Below are 15,850 nucleotides of genomic sequence, written 5' to 3'. Positions count from 1 at the left end.
TCTTCTCTAAGATGTGCTTGGCTAGGTATTTATACCTAGCTTATTTCGTTGTTCGCAGAATAACGGATTGAGTAAGCCGGCGTGAAGGATTGGAGAAGACGGGACAGGTATACTTGTGGTGGAAGCAAGAGGGCTCACAAGCAACGGAGCCTGCTCGTAGCTGCCTCATGCTGCTTCAAACCTTGGTTTCTGTAATGTCACGCTAGTGAACAAGAAAGGAAGGAATGACTCGCATGCATCGTCCTAAGTTTGTAGTACGATTGTTATCTGCGCTCAGCATGGCCATGGTCCTGGCATTGACTTTTGGTGTATTTGCAGTATCAAGCGCTGGTGCTCAGGCGACCCGGCAAGTATCTCGCGTGAATGGAACGCCACGTTTTTATGAGTTCCACCACACGTTCACCCCACAGCAGCTGGCTCAGTCAGCTCTGACAACCTGGACCTCGTCGTTCAAATCTGAGGGAAGGACGTGGACCTACACGATGGTCGGTACAAACCCGTCCAAGGGTTCTGCGACAACGACTACCCCGGTCACCATTGTCCCCCTGCTTATGAAGTTTTCGGATGGCAATAGCTTCGATGGAACCGGGCAGGTGCCAGTTTTGACCGGTTCGCCGCTTTTCCAGAATGCTCCATTTATTAGCGGCACCACACAGTACGGTGACGCTGTTGCTCGTGCCGAGTTCTGGAACAGCGTCAACAAAAAGAGTCCCAATTACCATACCCTGCTTGGAACTCCCACTATTGCCAATACGGTGACGATGAACATTCCATCAGCCGATGGCGCTACTGCGCATGATCCATCTACCGGCAAGCTGATCGGCCTGGTGAATATTAACTGGCTCGATCCGCAACTTCAGGGCTTGATTACTTCGATGCACTTCACGAACAACATGCTGCCGATCTTCCTGTCTTACATGGTCTATGCTACGGCCGGTGCTCCTGTCCTGGGGAACTGCTGCATTGGTGGCTATCACAATGCCTTACAGAACATGCAGACCTACATCTGGACGACCCAGGTTGACGAGGGTGTCCAGGGTGGTTTCAGTGAGGATGTCAGTGCGTCCAGCCATGAAATCCTGGAGTGGTTCAACGACCCCTATACCAACAATGTTGTACCCAACTGGAAGTCGCCAATCGCCCCGCAGTATGGTTGTAATAACCTGTTAGAGGTAGGTGACCCACTTGTCGGTGTACTCTTTACAGTGAACGGTTTCTCAAGCGATCATTTACAGGATGTCGCTTTCTTCACGTGGTTTGCGCGTGAGAAGAAATCGAAAGCCATCAACCATCTTTACACCTACCTGGGGACTTTCACCGGCCTTTCTGTGAAGTGTTAGACCTCAGCAGTAGCATTGCAAGAGGAAGCTGAAAAGCTGGCGGGTCCCTGAAAAGGGACCCGTTTTCTTAGCCCAAAGCCCTTGCCGCTCTCTCCCCATCCAGAATCGCGTGTTCAACGCGCCGCGGGGCAATGCAATCCCCGACGCGGTACAGTTCCTTCACCCTCCCTTGCAACTGCCGGTACAGGCCGTCATTAGCAACCTGTGGCGTAGCCATCACCACCAGGGCAAGCTGCTCGATCTGACGGGATTGACCGGTATAGTTGTTGACGATGGTGGCACTGCCCGCTGCCAATCCGGCCAGGAAATGATTGGCTGTCAATTTCACGCCTTTTGCCAGTACGCGGCGATACCATAGCTCGATGTCCAGCGTGATTCCCAGGTCGCCGCCAACGTAGAATTGCGGCGTTACCACCTCTACCTGGCAACCACCCTCTGCTAGCCACTCGGCTGTACTGGTTGCCTGGTGAAAACCGATGGTGTCATAGACAAGGACGGATTCTCCCGGTTGAGCGCTTTTCTCGCCCTGCAACACCTGCCAGACCGTGGCAACGTGTGGTAAATCGATGCCGGGCAGGGGCGGAAGATTGGGATATGAGCCTGTCGCGATAATAACCGCATCGGGGTGTTCGCGCTCAATCATCTCCGCTGTAACCTCGACTCCCAGGTTCACCTCGACTCCTGCCTCCTGAATTTCGCGCTGCAGGTTGCGCGAGGCATCGCCAAATTCTACACGGCTGGGAACGCGCACGAGCAGGTTGATCTGACCACCCAACTCTTCTTGTTTTTCATATAGCCGGACACGATAGCCGCGTTGTGCTGCGACCTTCGCCGCCTGCATCCCTGCTGGACCTCCGCCAACGACCATTAACTGTGGCCTGTGCAGGCGCGGTCTTTGCTCTTTGAACTCGTGGGTTTTGATAAGATTGGAGAATTGAAGTTCGTTTCCGGTCGCGGGCGTTTGAATGCAGCCGAGACTTAAATTAAGGCCCATGCGCCCGATGCAATACTGGTTGCAGGAGATGCAGAGCCGGATCGATTCGCTGCGTCCTTCACGCGCTTTGCGTGTAAATTCGGGGTCGCAGATCTGGCCGCGTACTACGTCCACCATATCCGCCAATCCCTCGCGCAGGATGCGTTCGGCCTGCACCGGGTCCTTGATGCGCCCGGTACAGAAGACGGGCAGTTTGACCGTTTCGCGAATACTGGCCGAGACGAACAATTGGTAGCCGGGCGGTGTGTGCATCGAACCCTCTACCATGTAGAGGTTGTGAAACTCGCCAATGCTGGTATTGATGAAATCAAGCTGCCCCGTTGCTTCCAGGCGCCGCGCGATTTCGCAGACATCATCGAGCGTTAACCCCGCCGGTATCAATTCATCGCCACAAAGCCGGATGCCGAGCGTGAAATCGCGTCCAACTTCGGCTCGCACCGCCTCGATTACCTCCAGGGCGAAGCGCATGCGGTTTTCCAGGGAACCACCATAATCATCATCGCGCCGGTTGTAGTAGGGTGAGAAGAATTGTCGCATCAATGAACTATGCGACGATTGGAGTTCTGCACCATCGAACCCTCCTTCGCGCACGTGTCGTGCTACAAGTGCGTAGCCGCGCACGATTTCGGCAATCTCTTCCGGCTCCAACTCCTTGCACATCTCGCGGTGAATCGGATCGACCAGCGACGATGGCCCGACAACGGGACGACGCGAATAGATGCTGCTGGCCTGCATGCCATTGTGGTTGATCTGCGCGAACATGCGCGTGCCGTAATCATGAACCGCGCGCGTCATGTGCCGGTAATGGGGAATGACATGGGAGTCGAAGCCATGTATGAGCTTTTGATAGGCCCAATCGCTCGGATGCACCGATTGCTCTTCGGTGATGATCAGCCCGCAGCCGCCCCTGGCTCGTTCCGCATAGTAGGCAATCAGTCTGGGCCCTGGCAAATTTTCCTCGGCAAGATTCGTCAGGTGCGCGGCAAAGACCACACGGTTAGGAATAATTGTCTGTCCGATACGTATGGGTGTAAAAAGATATTGATATTGTCCTGCCATCAGACCTGCGCTCCTATCTGCCTGCCCTCTAAAATCGCCTGCTCGATGCGACGTGGAGCTATGCAGTCGCCCGCGCGGAAGAGGCGAAGTACCTTTCCCTTGAGGGCATAGTAAAGTTCCTGCGCAGGTCGTTCATATGTTCCCAGGACAACTGTATCGGCGGCAATAGCACGTTCCTCCGCCATAAAACGGTCTGTTACAATTACCTGACCCGGTTCGATGCGCACAATTGATGTGTGAGGCGTCATGACCACGCCGGAAGCCATGGTCCGCTGCATCCACGGTACGATATCGTGTGTGGCAACAAGGTCGCGCCCGACGTACCAGTCTTCGGTCAGTATTTCGACACTATATCCCTGCGCCGCCAACAGTTCGGCGACCGAGAGGACTCCATGCGATCCGGTTTCGTCAATAATCACAACGCGCTTGTCCCCAATGGGCTCTCCAGATAAGATTTGTCGCACACTTCTCACGTGTGGCAGATCGTGACCAGGAATGGGCAGTAATCCCGCACCGGGACTGGCCCCCGTCGCGATCAATACCGATTGGGGGGATTGTTCAAGAATCATTGCTGCCGTTACCTCGACGCCCAGGTGAAGCTCTACACCGAGCTTTTCAATCTCTTCCTGCAAGTAGTCCGTAATCAGCTGTAATTCTCCCCTACCAGGGCCTTGTGCGGCCAGCCTCACAGTACCTCCCAGCGAGACTTCGCGTTCGTACAATATGACCTGTTTCCCTCGCAATGCTGCTGTACGAGCCGCTTCCAGTCCTGCCGGTCCGCCACCGATGATGTAAAATGGCCCGCGGGATGTCGAAGTGATAATGGTGGTGCCAATTTTTTCATTGTCAATCACATCAGGATTGACATTGCAACTCAACAAGACGTTCATAGTTGAGCGTACCTGGCAGCCCTGATTGCAGGCGATGCAGGGACGTACCCGGTTGGCGTATTCCTCCTGCGAAAGCCTGGGCAGGTTGGGGTCGGCGATCAATGGGCGGATCATTTCAACTCCATCGGCCTGCCCTGGGGCAAGAATCCGTTCGGCCTGCTGCGCGTTCATGATGCGCCCCGCGGCGAAGACTGGGATCGTCACCACGGCTTTGATCGATGCGGCTAATGCAACTGCGTAACCCGGCGGCGTGTGCATAGAGGCATGAAATGGGAACATGTGCGTGCTGAAGATGCTGCCCATCGTAATCGTCAGGTAATCGATGCGTCCCGTGCTGGTAAGCGAACGCGCTATCTCTGCTCCTTGCTCCGGCGTGATGCCACCCCAGGGGGCGAGTTCATCGGCGCAGAGACGGATACCTATCACTCTATCTTTTCCCATGACGGTGTCTACGGCTTCGATTGTTTCCTGCACGAACCGCAGCCGGTTTTCCAGCGTCCCTCCATAGCGGTCGTCGCGCTGGTTAGTGAGCGGTGAGAGAAATTGGCGCAACAATGAGCGGTCGGAAATTTGCAACTCGACCCCATCGGCATCGCCCTGGGCAGCATGCTTCGCGGTCAGCGCAAATCCCTCGATCACGGCAGCGATATCTGTCAGTTCCATAGCTTTGGGAATCTCGCGCGAAGCCACATCCTGCACTGCCGAGGGCGCCCATAGTTCGTGTTGATGATGGTCGCTGCTGGACTGCTGCCCATTATGATTGAGTTGAACGATTGCCAGCGCTCCATGCGCGTGGATGCGCTCGCTCACTTTTGCAATAGCCCGGGGCGTTTCCGGCAAATAGCCGAGCAGCGCCTGCTCATAAGGGAGATCGGAAGGGTGGACGATATGCTCTTCCAGCACGATGATGCCGGCGCCGCCCTCGGCGCGCGCGGCATAATAGCCGGCATGCTGCTGGCTTAAGAGATGATACCGGGCAAAGTTTGTCGTGTGACTGCCAAACATGATGCGGTTGCGTGCTTCACGCGGCCCGATAGGAAGAGGTTGGTAGAGTTTGTTCTGCATGGGGATATTATAGCGCATTTTGCTTATTCTGATTGATCCTTTTCCTCAGATTGCTCCCAATCAGATACGCACCCTACAGTGAAAAATAGGGATTCCTCCTGATGGACAAAGAATTTGATCTGGCCTATACTCTGTTGCGAGACTAGTATCCGCCTGACCCTCACATTCCTGGCTTTGAGCGAGATACTTGCTCGGGGGAAGAGAGCCGCAACAGGGTATTCCCTCGTGTGTGCCGATTCTCTCTACCATTTGGAAAGGATGCTACAGCGTTATGCTACTTTCGCGCAAAGCGCTTCAACGAGTTCTCGGGACGTTGTGGCTTATCGACGGCCTCTTACAGCTACAGCCACAGATGTTCACGATGAATATGGTCAATGGTGTCATGAAGCCGATGCTGGATGGCCAGCCGGGAATTATTGAGCCAAGCCTGCAATTTATTGTCAATCAGACAACGCTTCATCTCACCGAGGTCAACCTGCTCATTGCGATTGTCCAGATACTGCTTGGTCTGGGCTTCCTGTTAGCCAATGATCGCTGGGTAAAAGATCTGGTCATCGCTTCTTTCGTATGGGCCTTGATCGTCTGGTTTGGTGGCGAGGGCCTGAGTATGCTGCTCACCGGGCAGGCCAGCGCGCTCACCGGTGCGCCGGGGGCAGTGATGCTCTACCCGCTCCTGGGCCTGGCAGTCTATCCGCGCAGGCAATCTAAAAATACCGCCGGGAAAGCCGGTGAAGATGGATTGCTCTCACGGCACGGCCTGCGCTGGGTTTTCGCCGGCTTCTGGTGCTTCGTGGCGCTACTGCAATTGCAGCCATACTGGTGGCAACAGGGGCAGATTTCTCAGGCGATAAGCGCAATGGTTGGCCAGGGAGGGCTAAATACCATACTGGTTGACCCCGTTCTCACCCAGATCTCTAACGCGACCGCTAATCTCGAGATCCCACTTAATATCGCGCTGATTGTGATATTTCTGGCGCTGGGTATCGGCATCGCGGTGGTCAAAGAGGAGCAACTGCGTCCATTCCTGATCGTCTCCATCGTGGTGAGTCTGATCATCTGGTATGTCGTCCAGGGGTTCGGCATGATCTTTACCGGGATGGCGACCGACTTCAATTCAGGATTATTGTTGGTCGTTATGGCGCTGGCAATATGGCCATCTGCGCGTCAAACGCATACTCAACCTGCTCGCACCAGATTTGCGCGTGACCTGCGCCGCGAGATCGAGACAGGAAACTCAGGAGCAGCCCAGGTCTGATGTATAGTAACAACAAGCATTTCGGACGCATTTAACACTTTTCAGGAGCATCATTTGGTGCTCCTTCTTTGTCTTAAAAACCAACTTCAGCTTCCCTGCGTGTCAAAGAATGTAAGTAGATATTTTTGTAAAGAGGAGTATCGTATGGACGCAGCTGGACTGTTGGAAAAAAGCAACTTGATGGTCATTCAGACAGTGGAAGACCTGCCCGAAACGGCGTGGGATATTCCAGGAGCATGCGGTAACTGGTCTGTAAAAGATATTGTCGCGCACCTCGCTTCCTATGAACATATTATCGTCGAAGTGTTGAGTATCTTCCAGAAAGGGGAACCTACCCCTTTGATCCTGAAGTTTCTCCACCAACCGCAGCAATTTAATAATGAGGAGGTCGAGGCGCGTACGTATGAAACGGCCCAACATATTGAGGATGAGTACCAGGATATGCAGGTGCAGGCAACATCATTGTTGATGCAGATTCCCACGGAGAGGGTGTTGGAGAAAGGAACAATGCCCTGGTATGATGAGAATGCCTCTCTGGCCGATTTCATCCAGCGCATGTATGAGCATACGCAGGAACATTGCGCGCAAATTGCACGCTTCCGTCAGAAATTGTAGGTGAAGAAGATATCTTCGCCCGGTTGGTCAGAATATGCAAGCCAGAAATGATATCTCTCCCATGAAGAGCGGAGGGGTTGGGTATGTTATCATATATAACAGTCCAATAGCCTGAATCGTATCTTTTAGGAAATCGCTTAAAAGATGACACAATCAGGACGGATGAGATGGGAGGTATCACCATGGGTGAGATACATGACGAAAATGGGCTGAAAACAAATATTGCCGGGCTATATAATCGCGTTGCCGCAAGTTATGGCCGCGTGGGGCCTGAAAAATATGCTTATGCCGGACGGCGCCTGGTCGAACACGTGGGCATTGCTGAGGGAGCGAAGGTGCTTGATGTCGCGGTGGGGCGAGGCGCAAATCTATTCGCGGCGGCTGAGAAAGTCGGTCCCGCTGGCAGGGTAATAGGCATTGACCTGGCCGAAAAAATGGTGGAGGAAACACAGGCGGAGATCGAGCGCCGCCAACTTTCCCAGGCTACTGTCATGCAAATGGATGCCGAACAGCTTGCTTTCGATGATGCCTCTTTTGATGATATCCTGTGTGGATTTGCGATCTTCTTCTTTCCTCATCTCGAACGGGCATTGTCCGGGTTTTTGCGCGTCCTGCGCCCCGGTGGGAAGATAGGATTTACGGTAGCGCAGGATGTGGACGCGCTTTCCCAGTGGTATGGCAAGCGCCTCACCGACTATCACGAGCAGTATCATTTCCCACTGCGTGTTGGAGATCAACCACTTAATTATTCTGATATTCCTTCACACCTTACACATGCCGGATTTAGAGACGCGCGGGTTATACATGAGCGGGCGGATTTTGTCTATACTGACGCGCAGCAGTATTGGGATGAAAAATGGACGCATGGCACGCGCTATTCCCTGGAACACATGCCGCCAGAGGTATTAGAACAGTTCAAAAGCGAGGTCTTCGCTCAATTGGAGGAGGCACAGCAATCGGGTGGCATTCACGAAGTATGGGACTTGCGCTTCATCATCGCAATCAAGTGAATTCATTATAACGTAATGATGCAGTAGTATTTGCCTGCTGAGACAGACTGGAGGACACCTTGACGAGCAAGCGACCTGAGGGCGAGCACATCCCCTGGAATGAACGAACCTGGAGTATTGGATCACTCACAGAGATAAAGGCGAACAGCAAAGTCTATGGCCTTATTACGCATGGTTCCTATGCAGACGGTACTCCTTTGCAGAGCGCCGTGCATGTCGTGGTCGGAAAAGAGGAAGGGCCGGTATTGTATGTTCAGGCGGCAGTGCATGGTGATGAGGTGAATGGCGTCGAGGTTTTGCGCCGCGTAGTAACGAGCGTTGAGCCAGGCCAGTTACGAGGAATGTTGATTGTGGTGCCGGTTGCTAATGTCGCCGGCTTTGTGCAACATCAACGGCGCAATCCACTCGACGAGGAAGATATGAATCGCGTCTGGCCTGGTAAGGCGAGCGGACAGGCGAGCCAGCATATCGCCTACGATCTTTACCAGCAGGCCATCCACTATGCCGACTATGTCATTGATCTGCATACGGCCAATAGCAATACGGCGCTGCACATCGTCTATGGGCACGGAGACGAGGCCAGCCAGAATATAGCAGAAGCTTTTGGACTGAATGTCCTGCTGGAAGAAGAGGTTACCGAGGATCTGAAGCAATCGCGTTTTACCGGCAAACTGCGCAACTTTTTGACATCGCAGGGCATCGCTGCCATCACCCCCGAACTGGGTGGCAATAATTGTTTTGAGGAAGAGCATATTCGTCTCGGCGCGCAGGGCGTGATCAATGTGATGAAATATCTGGCCATGCTGGAAGGCGCGATGGAATTGCCAGCGCAGCCGCCCATCACGCTATTCGGCTCGCATTTAGACAGGGTATGGGCCGCACAGGGTGGTATCTGGGTCTCAAACGTAAAGGCTGGCGACAGGGTCAGCGAAAATCAGCCGCTCGGACAGATCTATTCGATTCGCACGTTTGAGGTCGTAGAGTACCTCAAAGCTCCTTATGATGGATACGTGCTGGGTACGAGCGACGTGCCGATTGTTAATATGGGCGATGCCCTGGTCAATATTTGTCGCTTTTGATTATGCCGGGCTGCAAAACAGGAAATTGTTGCGGCAACCGGAAGAATTTACAAAAACTTTACAAAGTTCTGACAGAACTTTCATGCTTCTTTCATAAGAATCCCCTATGATAAAGTTCTATTTGAAACTGAAGAGCTACCTGGTAAGTGGTAATACAGAAGGCTCTTTTAGCCCTTTTTGGTTGATATAAGTACAAAAGGAGAACGTATGGCTAGTAATGCAAATGTAGGTAGTCCTATTAAAATCGTGCCGATTCACGGAGCTGAGGCACCAGCTGCTGGTACACCGCAACTCACCTATCGGGGTGGGCCGGTAATCAGCAATGTGCAGGTCTTCACTGTCTTCTGGGGACAGGCCTGGACGCAGTCACCTCAAAGCGACCTGATTACGCAAATCAACGGTTTCTTCGACTATATTCTCACCAGTTCGCTCATCGACCAGCTGGCCGAGTATAATACACCAACGCAGACCATCGGATATGGCAGTCGCACCGGCACGCTCACACTGACTTCCCCGGATGTAGCTCAGACGGTATCCGATTCTGATATCCAATCAATGTTGCAAAACCAGATTGCCGCTAATGCGCTTCCACAGCCAACGGCAAATACACTCTACTTCGTTTACTTCCCATCAGGCGTTACTGTATCGCAGGGTGGAAGTAGCTCGTGCCAGACATTTTGTGGCTACCATGATGCCATCAATGGGCAAATTTTCTATGCGGTAGAGCCATATCCAGATTGCGCCGGCTGTACTGCCAACATGGCAGTTTTTGACGCGCTGACGAACACCAGCTCTCACGAATTATGCGAGGCTATCACAGACCCTATTCCGGCACAAGGCTGGTACGACGATACTAACGGCGAGATTGGCGATATTTGCGCCTGGCAAACGAAAACGGTTGGTAGTTATACAGTCCAGAAGGAATGGTCCAATAAGGCCAATGCCTGCGTCTGATCGCTCACTTCGTAAACGCTTCAGCGCCTTTTGAAGCGTAACCATGGCGGCGGGCGGTCGTCGAAAACCGTCTGCCGCCAGACGAGCTTACCGCTATTGTCATAGAGTTCGGCCTGCATCGGCCACTGTACCTCCTGATCCTGCATCGTGGCGAAGAATACAAGACCATCCTCTACCGCGTCCTCAAATACCTGCCCGGCGTTGTTCAACAATCGCACGCGTGCCACATTAAAACCGTTATCGATCACTTCGCCATGCGCGATGAACTGGAACTGGTTGTTGGCATGACCAGCTTTGCCACCGGACAAGAAGATCAGTGGATGATCGCGAATTGGCACCAGGAATTGCGAAACGAGTTCTTCTATATTGCTGCTTGAAGAGGCGCTACAGACCATCCAGGAATCGTCTGCGCGCTGCCTGAGGACGAACGTCTGCCGGTATTGATCTCCGTTGATACCGGCAAAAGAGACAAAGTACAATTGCCAGCCTGGAATGGCCTTCTCTCTCTCGAAGCGCACCGTCGCCATATTCACCTCATCAAAATGAGATCGGTGTCGCTCATCGTTCAGCCAGTCGAGAACAACTTGTTTCGTTGCGTTCTCGGCCACAGGCTGCACTTTTTCTCGTGCAGGTGCAGGCATTACGGGCTTGCGAGTAAGTATGGTATATGCAGTTAAGGTCTGGCCGGGAAGAATTGCAGCGGCAGTGATGAACTTGCTCTGTGAACGGCGCTTGCCAGAGCGCATTGCGGCAAGTTCGCCGGCAGCAGCGAGGACGCGCTCTCGAAATTCGGCTGCGTCGGGTTGTCCATGTTGTATCGTCATAATGATCGTTGATGGGGGTAAAAGATAGTCAAGCGGCTGTGGGTAGTTGATGAAATGAATGGTCAGGCTCGGAATACCGTTGGAATATGGCAGCAACTCATCATAAAGCCTTTTTCTCGCTCCAGCTTCGGCCTTATGCAATTGTCTCGACAGGTCACGTTCCCAACTTCTGCGCTCATTTGAAAGCGGCCCATACTGGTTCCATAAAGTGGTAAGCTGGTTACCTACAGTGGCATCACCTTGCCAGGCGGCAGCCGGGAGATGCGCTTCGGCAATAAGCCATTTCGATAGGTCCTTCTGGCTATGTTGGGGATCCTCTTTTGCTCTTTGTTGGAATCGCTGTCGCTGTGTTTCCTGCGCATTGATCACACGCGCGAACCAGGATTGCCATTGTTCCGTGTTCAAGCCGGATGCCTGTAGCGAGCCATCTCCGCCGGTATGATGATCGAATGGAGGGACGTGTAAACCATCGATTTCCAATACCCAGACGCAAAAATCGACCGCCATATTGAAACCAAAGCTATATGTCCAGGAATTTCTTGAATGGAGCAATTGCATACGATGCCTCCTGATACGCCTCTCTATCAATCTCCAAGCAATCCCGGTGGAGATTCAAGCGAAGATTGCGGGCACTTGCGCTGCTGTAAAATGAGCGGCGGCAAGGGGTTCTGCTTGAAATTAAAAGCGTTGTACATATTGTTCGCCAGCTTATCCAGTCCTCCTAACGAGGGTAAATTGAACTGCGTTTCAACAAACTTGACCATAGATACGAAGTTGTAGACTGTGTGGTCAACGAACTGCGGCTTCGCGTAGGGCGAAATCACAATCAGGGGCGCGCGCAGGCCGTATTCCAGGTGCGTGTTCGGCCCGACCGGTGGCACCACGTGGTCATAGAAACCACCGTAATCGTCCCAGGTCAGAAAGATGGCGGTGGAATTCCAGAGCGATTTATTTTTCATAACCGTGTTGATCTGTTGCACCGTCCAGTTTTCGCCTACACAGACACTGGCCCCGGGATGATCGCTGTCAGTATCAGGCTGCACCAGCCAGCTCACGGAGGGAAGTTTGCCATTGGCCGCATCTTTCGCGAATTGGGTGTAATCGACGACATGCGTTTGCCATTGCTGCGTTTCACGAATATGTTTGATGGCATCGTATGAGGAAAATTCATACCCGGGTTGGTCCTGCGCGGGCGCGTAGTAATTCCATGAAACGCCGGCGGCAGTTAAAAGATCGCCGAGCGTCTGGAAATTAAAACACGGAAATGCCTTTGTCGTTGACCCATTAGAATGAATTTCTAACACGTAGCTGCCCGTCGGGGCATCACATCCCCATCTCGTTTTATGTCTTCCACCAACGATAACCGGAATGTTGGCCGCGTCATCGTCTTCCGCCGCGATGGAGAAGAGATGATTGGGGAAGCTATCCGACTGGATGGTGGTGAAGAGATGGTCGGTCAGCGTGAAAGTCTGCGCGTATTTCCAATAATTTGGAATATCCGATTGATAGAATTGCGAATCGGCTACGTCAACCGGCTTGCCATTGATGTACTGAATTGCGCCGCGTTCTTTCGAGAATTTGTCGAGTTTTCCGTGATCATACGCGGTTAGAAACGCCGAATGGTCATGAAGAATATCCAGGAAGAGCCTGTCGGGCTGGTGATTTAAGCGATGGATTTTACCTTGCGGGTCGGGATACTTCGTCGCTCCATCAGCTCCTGGGAACGTCCCGAACATGCTGTCAAAGCTCCGGTTCTCCTTGACCATGATGATGATATGTTTGATGGGATTGCTGGCGCGTGGAGCAGCTTGAAGCGTGCGAGGCGCGGCTGTTGGAATAAGGCACATCACAACAAACAGAATGACAAGGGTATTCGCAATATACGCCTTCTGGAATCCCTGGAACCGTTGATGGAAGAAATAAGGCTGGTTTTGCTGATTATTCATCTTCCCGACCTTTCAAAGCTCTGAATGAAGTGTCGTCACCTACAAAATACATGGTATGTAGTAACCCCACCAGCAAGTTCCTGGAAAAGAGGAGTGGCCTTCCAGAATCTCCTGTACTTATCGTTGGTTCCATAAGTACAGCAACAAGTGTAGCCGAAAAAAACCTGAAAGTAAAGGCCAGCGATTGCCTGATTCTTTTGTGATGCTCGTGCCAGGCGCAGGAGAATCTGTCCAAAAGGACAGGGGATGTTGACCGTTCCTTTTGGTACAGTAAAGGGTGCATCATTTGATATAATTGAAGGACATATTAGTTACGAACTTTCTGGAAGGAAGACTGGTTGAAGATGTTGCTCGTCAAAAAACCTGCTTACAAATGGGTCGCGCTTTCAGTTACTACGATTGGTTCGCTCATGGTCGCAATTGACTCTACGATTGTGATCCTGGCGCTGCCAAATATGCTCCAGGACCTGCATTCCGATCTTGTACGCATGACATGGGTGATTATGGGATATCTCATCGTGAGTACGATCCTGCAACTCACCTTTGGCCGTATGGCGGATATGTTTGGTCGTGTAAGAATGTATAATCTTGGATTTATTGTCTTCACGATTGGCTCTGTCCTCTGTGGCCTGGCCCAGAGTGATACTATGTTGATTGGCTCCCGTGTCATCCAGGGAGTGGGCGGCGCTATGCTTTCCGCAAATGCCATGGCGATCATTACAGAGGTCTTTCCCGCGGAGCAGCGAGGACAGGCGATGGGCTTTAACGCCGTCACCTGGGGTGCGGGCAGCGTGCTTGGCCCGGTGCTTGGCGGATTCATCCTGGCGGTCGCAAGCTGGCGCTGGATTTTTCTGGTGAATCTCCCCATCGGCATTATTGCGACTGTTGCCGCTTTCCTGCTTTTGCACGATATCGCGCCGAATCCTCGCGGGGAGCGTTTCGATCTGTTCGGCTCGTTCCTCTTCTGTATAGGATTGATCGCTCTATTGCTCGCGCTAACCGGAAGCATTGGGGCGGGTTGGCTGGCTCCTTCTGAACTTGCGCTCTATGCAATCACCATCATTGCTTTTGTCGCCTTCTTCTTCTGGGAGCGGCATGTGGCGTTCCCGATGCTGGATTTGAATCTCTTTACGCGCCGTCGCTATGCCTTTTCTGTTGCCGCGGCGACACTGCAATCCCTGGCCGTTTTTGCCGTGCAATTCCTGCTGATTTTTTACTTGCAGGGTGTACGAGGATATAGCCCTCTGACGGCGGCGTTTCTCATCCTGCCCTTGCCGGTGATGACCTCAGTTTTTGGGCCTCTTGGGGGGCGCTGGGCAGACCATGATCGTTTCCACGGAACGACTCCAGCGACGGTAGGGCTGGTGCTTCAAATGCTGGCCCTGTTGATGCTGGTTTTTCTGACTCCCACCACATCTTATCTGATGCTGGCGGTAGCGCTCGGCCTGATGGGGCTTGGCAGTGCTTTCTTCTGGTCGCCAAATACCAGTACGACCATGGGAGCCGCGCCACGCAACCGGCTGGGTGTAGCCGCCGCCACGCTGAATACGATGCGCAATGTTGGTATGGTGTGTAGCTTTGCGCTCGCGCTAGCAGTTGCAGCGGCTTCAATGCCACCTGCGCTGGTGAATGCTGTCTTCCTTGGCACAGTGGGCCACCTGCAGCCCGCCATCTCTGCCATATTCACGGGCGGGATGACGCATGCTTTCATTGCCTCGGCCTGTATCTGTTTCCTCGCCATCCTGTTCTCAGTCATTCGCGAGGATAGGCGTCGTACTGTAGCTCCTATAGCTGCTGAGCCTCCATTGACTTCAAAAGAAACAACCCTTTCGGAACAGCCGGTGAAAGGGGGAGACTGAAATAAAATGATCTACCCTGCCTGGTTGCCTTCAGGTAAGGCACGTGGAGAGAGCAGCGCATAGTCGATCACGAATACGCCCAGGTTGACGAGTGCAGGACCAATATCGGACAATGCCTGGATCATCAGTTTATGGGCTTCTTGCTCGCCAATGATAGGTGCGCAGAAATACTGGCAGGTAGCGATTAACGCCGCGAAGCCTTCGAGTACTTCCTGTCTAGGCAGGCGGTCGAGCTGCGACATATCGGCAACCGAGAGGTAGCCACCGGGTGCAATCTGCAAACTGGCAAAAGCCGGAAATGCCGAGGAGCAGTCATCCAGAATATCGCGCAGCACGGCCAGAGCCTCCTGCGGTCCTATTAAATGAACCACTGCCAGCGACACCCTGCGCGTTCCCTCGACCAGCACCTGCCATTCCTGGGGCGTAATCAATTGCTTCACCTCCGCCGATGCCATCAATCCACCTTCAACAACGCGTGGCGTTTCAATCACACCCTCTCTTTGCAACAGAATAAGTAATGCATCAAAAGCCTGCTCTTGTGCATCATTGATCGGCTCGCCTTTTACCGGAAAGGTGCCTCGCTCAAAACGCGCCGTGGCTCGTTTCCATGCACGGAGTTCAACCAGCGTTGCGTTCGCACCCCCTCGACCGCTGAGAATATACTCAAGTTTGCCTGCGCGGAAGTAGAGATGAGCCACGCCGATCCGGTCCATGTTACGCAGAGTCAGGCGGCCATAGGCGCGCGAGTGCCGGATTGTATTCACAATCACGGCCAGGTCGCGTAAGGAACCTTGCCATGAAAAGCGCCTTGAATGAACCTGACTCACAGTTAATTTCACCGGCCTCTCAAAATTGCGCGAGCGTAAAAGATATTGCACAAGTACTTAATATCGCTCTCGTTGCATAATACAAAGAAGAATTGCTGAGTGTCAAGTCTCATTTCATCGACCAGCAATCAGC

The 15,850-nt window shown here is 52.9% G+C and carries 12 protein-coding genes; 7 read left to right on the top strand and 5 right to left on the bottom strand.

Annotation, left to right across the window (positions count from 1 at the left end):
- Window positions 1–233 precede the first annotated feature (233 nt).
- The gene (locus VFA09_08935; GenBank protein ID HZU67391.1) at window positions 234–1,340 is read left to right on the top strand and encodes a hypothetical protein; all 1,107 of its coding nucleotides are present in this window, start codon (window positions 234–236) and stop codon (window positions 1,338–1,340) included.
- Window positions 1,341–1,407: 67 nt separating this feature from the next.
- Here VFA09_08935 and VFA09_08930 read toward each other — a convergent pair whose 3' ends face one another.
- Window positions 1,408–3,393, bottom strand: coding sequence for a mycofactocin system FadH/OYE family oxidoreductase 2 (locus VFA09_08930; GenBank protein HZU67390.1), 1,986 nt, complete (start codon window positions 3,391–3,393; stop codon window positions 1,408–1,410).
- Window positions 3,393–5,366: an FAD-dependent oxidoreductase gene (locus tag VFA09_08925; GenBank protein HZU67389.1), complete on the bottom strand. Its 1,974-nt coding sequence runs from the start codon at window positions 5,364–5,366 to the stop codon at window positions 3,393–3,395. The genes VFA09_08930 and VFA09_08925 overlap by 1 nt, the downstream gene beginning before the upstream one ends.
- A 253-nt stretch (window positions 5,367–5,619) precedes the next feature.
- Between VFA09_08925 and VFA09_08920 the strand changes: the two genes are divergently transcribed.
- The 5 genes from VFA09_08920 (at window position 5,620) to VFA09_08900 (ending at window position 10,261) form a co-directional block, all read left to right on the top strand.
- Window positions 5,620–6,603, top strand: a complete 984-nt coding sequence (locus VFA09_08920; protein HZU67388.1) for a hypothetical protein — start codon at window positions 5,620–5,622, stop codon at window positions 6,601–6,603.
- Between the two features lie 144 nt (window positions 6,604–6,747).
- Window positions 6,748–7,218 (top strand): DinB family protein, encoded by a 471-nt coding sequence (locus tag VFA09_08915; protein HZU67387.1) that lies wholly within the window; start codon window positions 6,748–6,750, stop codon window positions 7,216–7,218.
- Between the two features lie 167 nt (window positions 7,219–7,385).
- Window positions 7,386–8,228 carry a class I SAM-dependent methyltransferase gene (locus VFA09_08910; GenBank protein HZU67386.1) on the top strand — a complete coding sequence of 281 codons (843 nt, stop codon included), beginning with the start codon at window positions 7,386–7,388 and terminating at the stop codon, window positions 8,226–8,228.
- A 59-nt stretch (window positions 8,229–8,287) separates the two neighbouring features.
- Complete coding sequence (locus VFA09_08905) at window positions 8,288–9,307, top strand: succinylglutamate desuccinylase/aspartoacylase family protein (GenBank protein HZU67385.1); 1,020 nt, start codon at window positions 8,288–8,290, stop codon at window positions 9,305–9,307.
- A gap of 207 nt (window positions 9,308–9,514) precedes the next feature.
- Window positions 9,515–10,261: a hypothetical protein gene (locus VFA09_08900; GenBank protein HZU67384.1), complete on the top strand. Its 747-nt coding sequence runs from the start codon at window positions 9,515–9,517 to the stop codon at window positions 10,259–10,261.
- Between the two features lie 20 nt (window positions 10,262–10,281).
- On the opposite strand, the gene VFA09_08895 is transcribed toward VFA09_08900, so the two are convergent.
- Entirely contained in the window at window positions 10,282–11,643 is a 1,362-nt protein-coding gene (locus tag VFA09_08895) for a hypothetical protein (protein ID HZU67383.1), read from the bottom strand.
- A gap of 26 nt (window positions 11,644–11,669) precedes the next feature.
- Window positions 11,670–13,031 carry an alkaline phosphatase family protein gene (locus VFA09_08890; GenBank protein ID HZU67382.1) on the bottom strand — a complete coding sequence of 454 codons (1,362 nt, stop codon included), beginning with the start codon at window positions 13,029–13,031 and terminating at the stop codon, window positions 11,670–11,672.
- Between the two features lie 344 nt (window positions 13,032–13,375).
- Between VFA09_08890 and VFA09_08885 the strand changes: the two genes are divergently transcribed.
- Complete coding sequence (locus tag VFA09_08885) at window positions 13,376–14,890, top strand: MFS transporter (GenBank protein HZU67381.1); 1,515 nt, start codon at window positions 13,376–13,378, stop codon at window positions 14,888–14,890.
- 11 nt (window positions 14,891–14,901) lie between these two features.
- On the opposite strand, the gene VFA09_08880 is transcribed toward VFA09_08885, so the two are convergent.
- Window positions 14,902–15,717 (bottom strand): hypothetical protein, encoded by an 816-nt coding sequence (locus tag VFA09_08880; GenBank protein ID HZU67380.1) that lies wholly within the window; start codon window positions 15,715–15,717, stop codon window positions 14,902–14,904.
- Between the last annotated feature and the right edge of the window lie 133 nt (window positions 15,718–15,850).

The organism is Ktedonobacteraceae bacterium, from assembly GCA_035653615.1.
GTDB lineage: Bacteria > Chloroflexota > Ktedonobacteria > Ktedonobacterales > Ktedonobacteraceae > DASRBN01.
This window is presented reverse-complemented; position numbering and strand designations above follow the sequence as displayed.

Bases quoted from the DNA above. Each gene is read 5' to 3' on its own strand.
- VFA09_08935 (HZU67391.1), top strand. From the start codon at position 234: ATGCATCGTCCTAAGTTTGTAGTACGATTGTTATCTGCGCTCAGCATG.
- VFA09_08930 (HZU67390.1), bottom strand. From the start codon at position 3,393: ATGGCAGGACAATATCAATATCTTTTTACACCCATACGTATCGGACAG.
- VFA09_08925 (HZU67389.1), bottom strand. From the start codon at position 5,366: ATGCGCTATAATATCCCCATGCAGAACAAACTCTACCAACCTCTTCCT.
- VFA09_08920 (HZU67388.1), top strand. From the start codon at position 5,620: ATGCTACTTTCGCGCAAAGCGCTTCAACGAGTTCTCGGGACGTTGTGG.
- VFA09_08900 (HZU67384.1), top strand. From the start codon at position 9,515: ATGGCTAGTAATGCAAATGTAGGTAGTCCTATTAAAATCGTGCCGATT.
- VFA09_08915 (HZU67387.1), top strand. From the start codon at position 6,748: ATGGACGCAGCTGGACTGTTGGAAAAAAGCAACTTGATGGTCATTCAG.
- VFA09_08895 (HZU67383.1), bottom strand. From the start codon at position 11,643: ATGCAATTGCTCCATTCAAGAAATTCCTGGACATATAGCTTTGGTTTC.
- VFA09_08885 (HZU67381.1), top strand. From the start codon at position 13,376: ATGTTGCTCGTCAAAAAACCTGCTTACAAATGGGTCGCGCTTTCAGTT.
- VFA09_08910 (HZU67386.1), top strand. From the start codon at position 7,386: ATGGGAGGTATCACCATGGGTGAGATACATGACGAAAATGGGCTGAAA.
- VFA09_08890 (HZU67382.1), bottom strand. From the start codon at position 13,031: ATGAATAATCAGCAAAACCAGCCTTATTTCTTCCATCAACGGTTCCAG.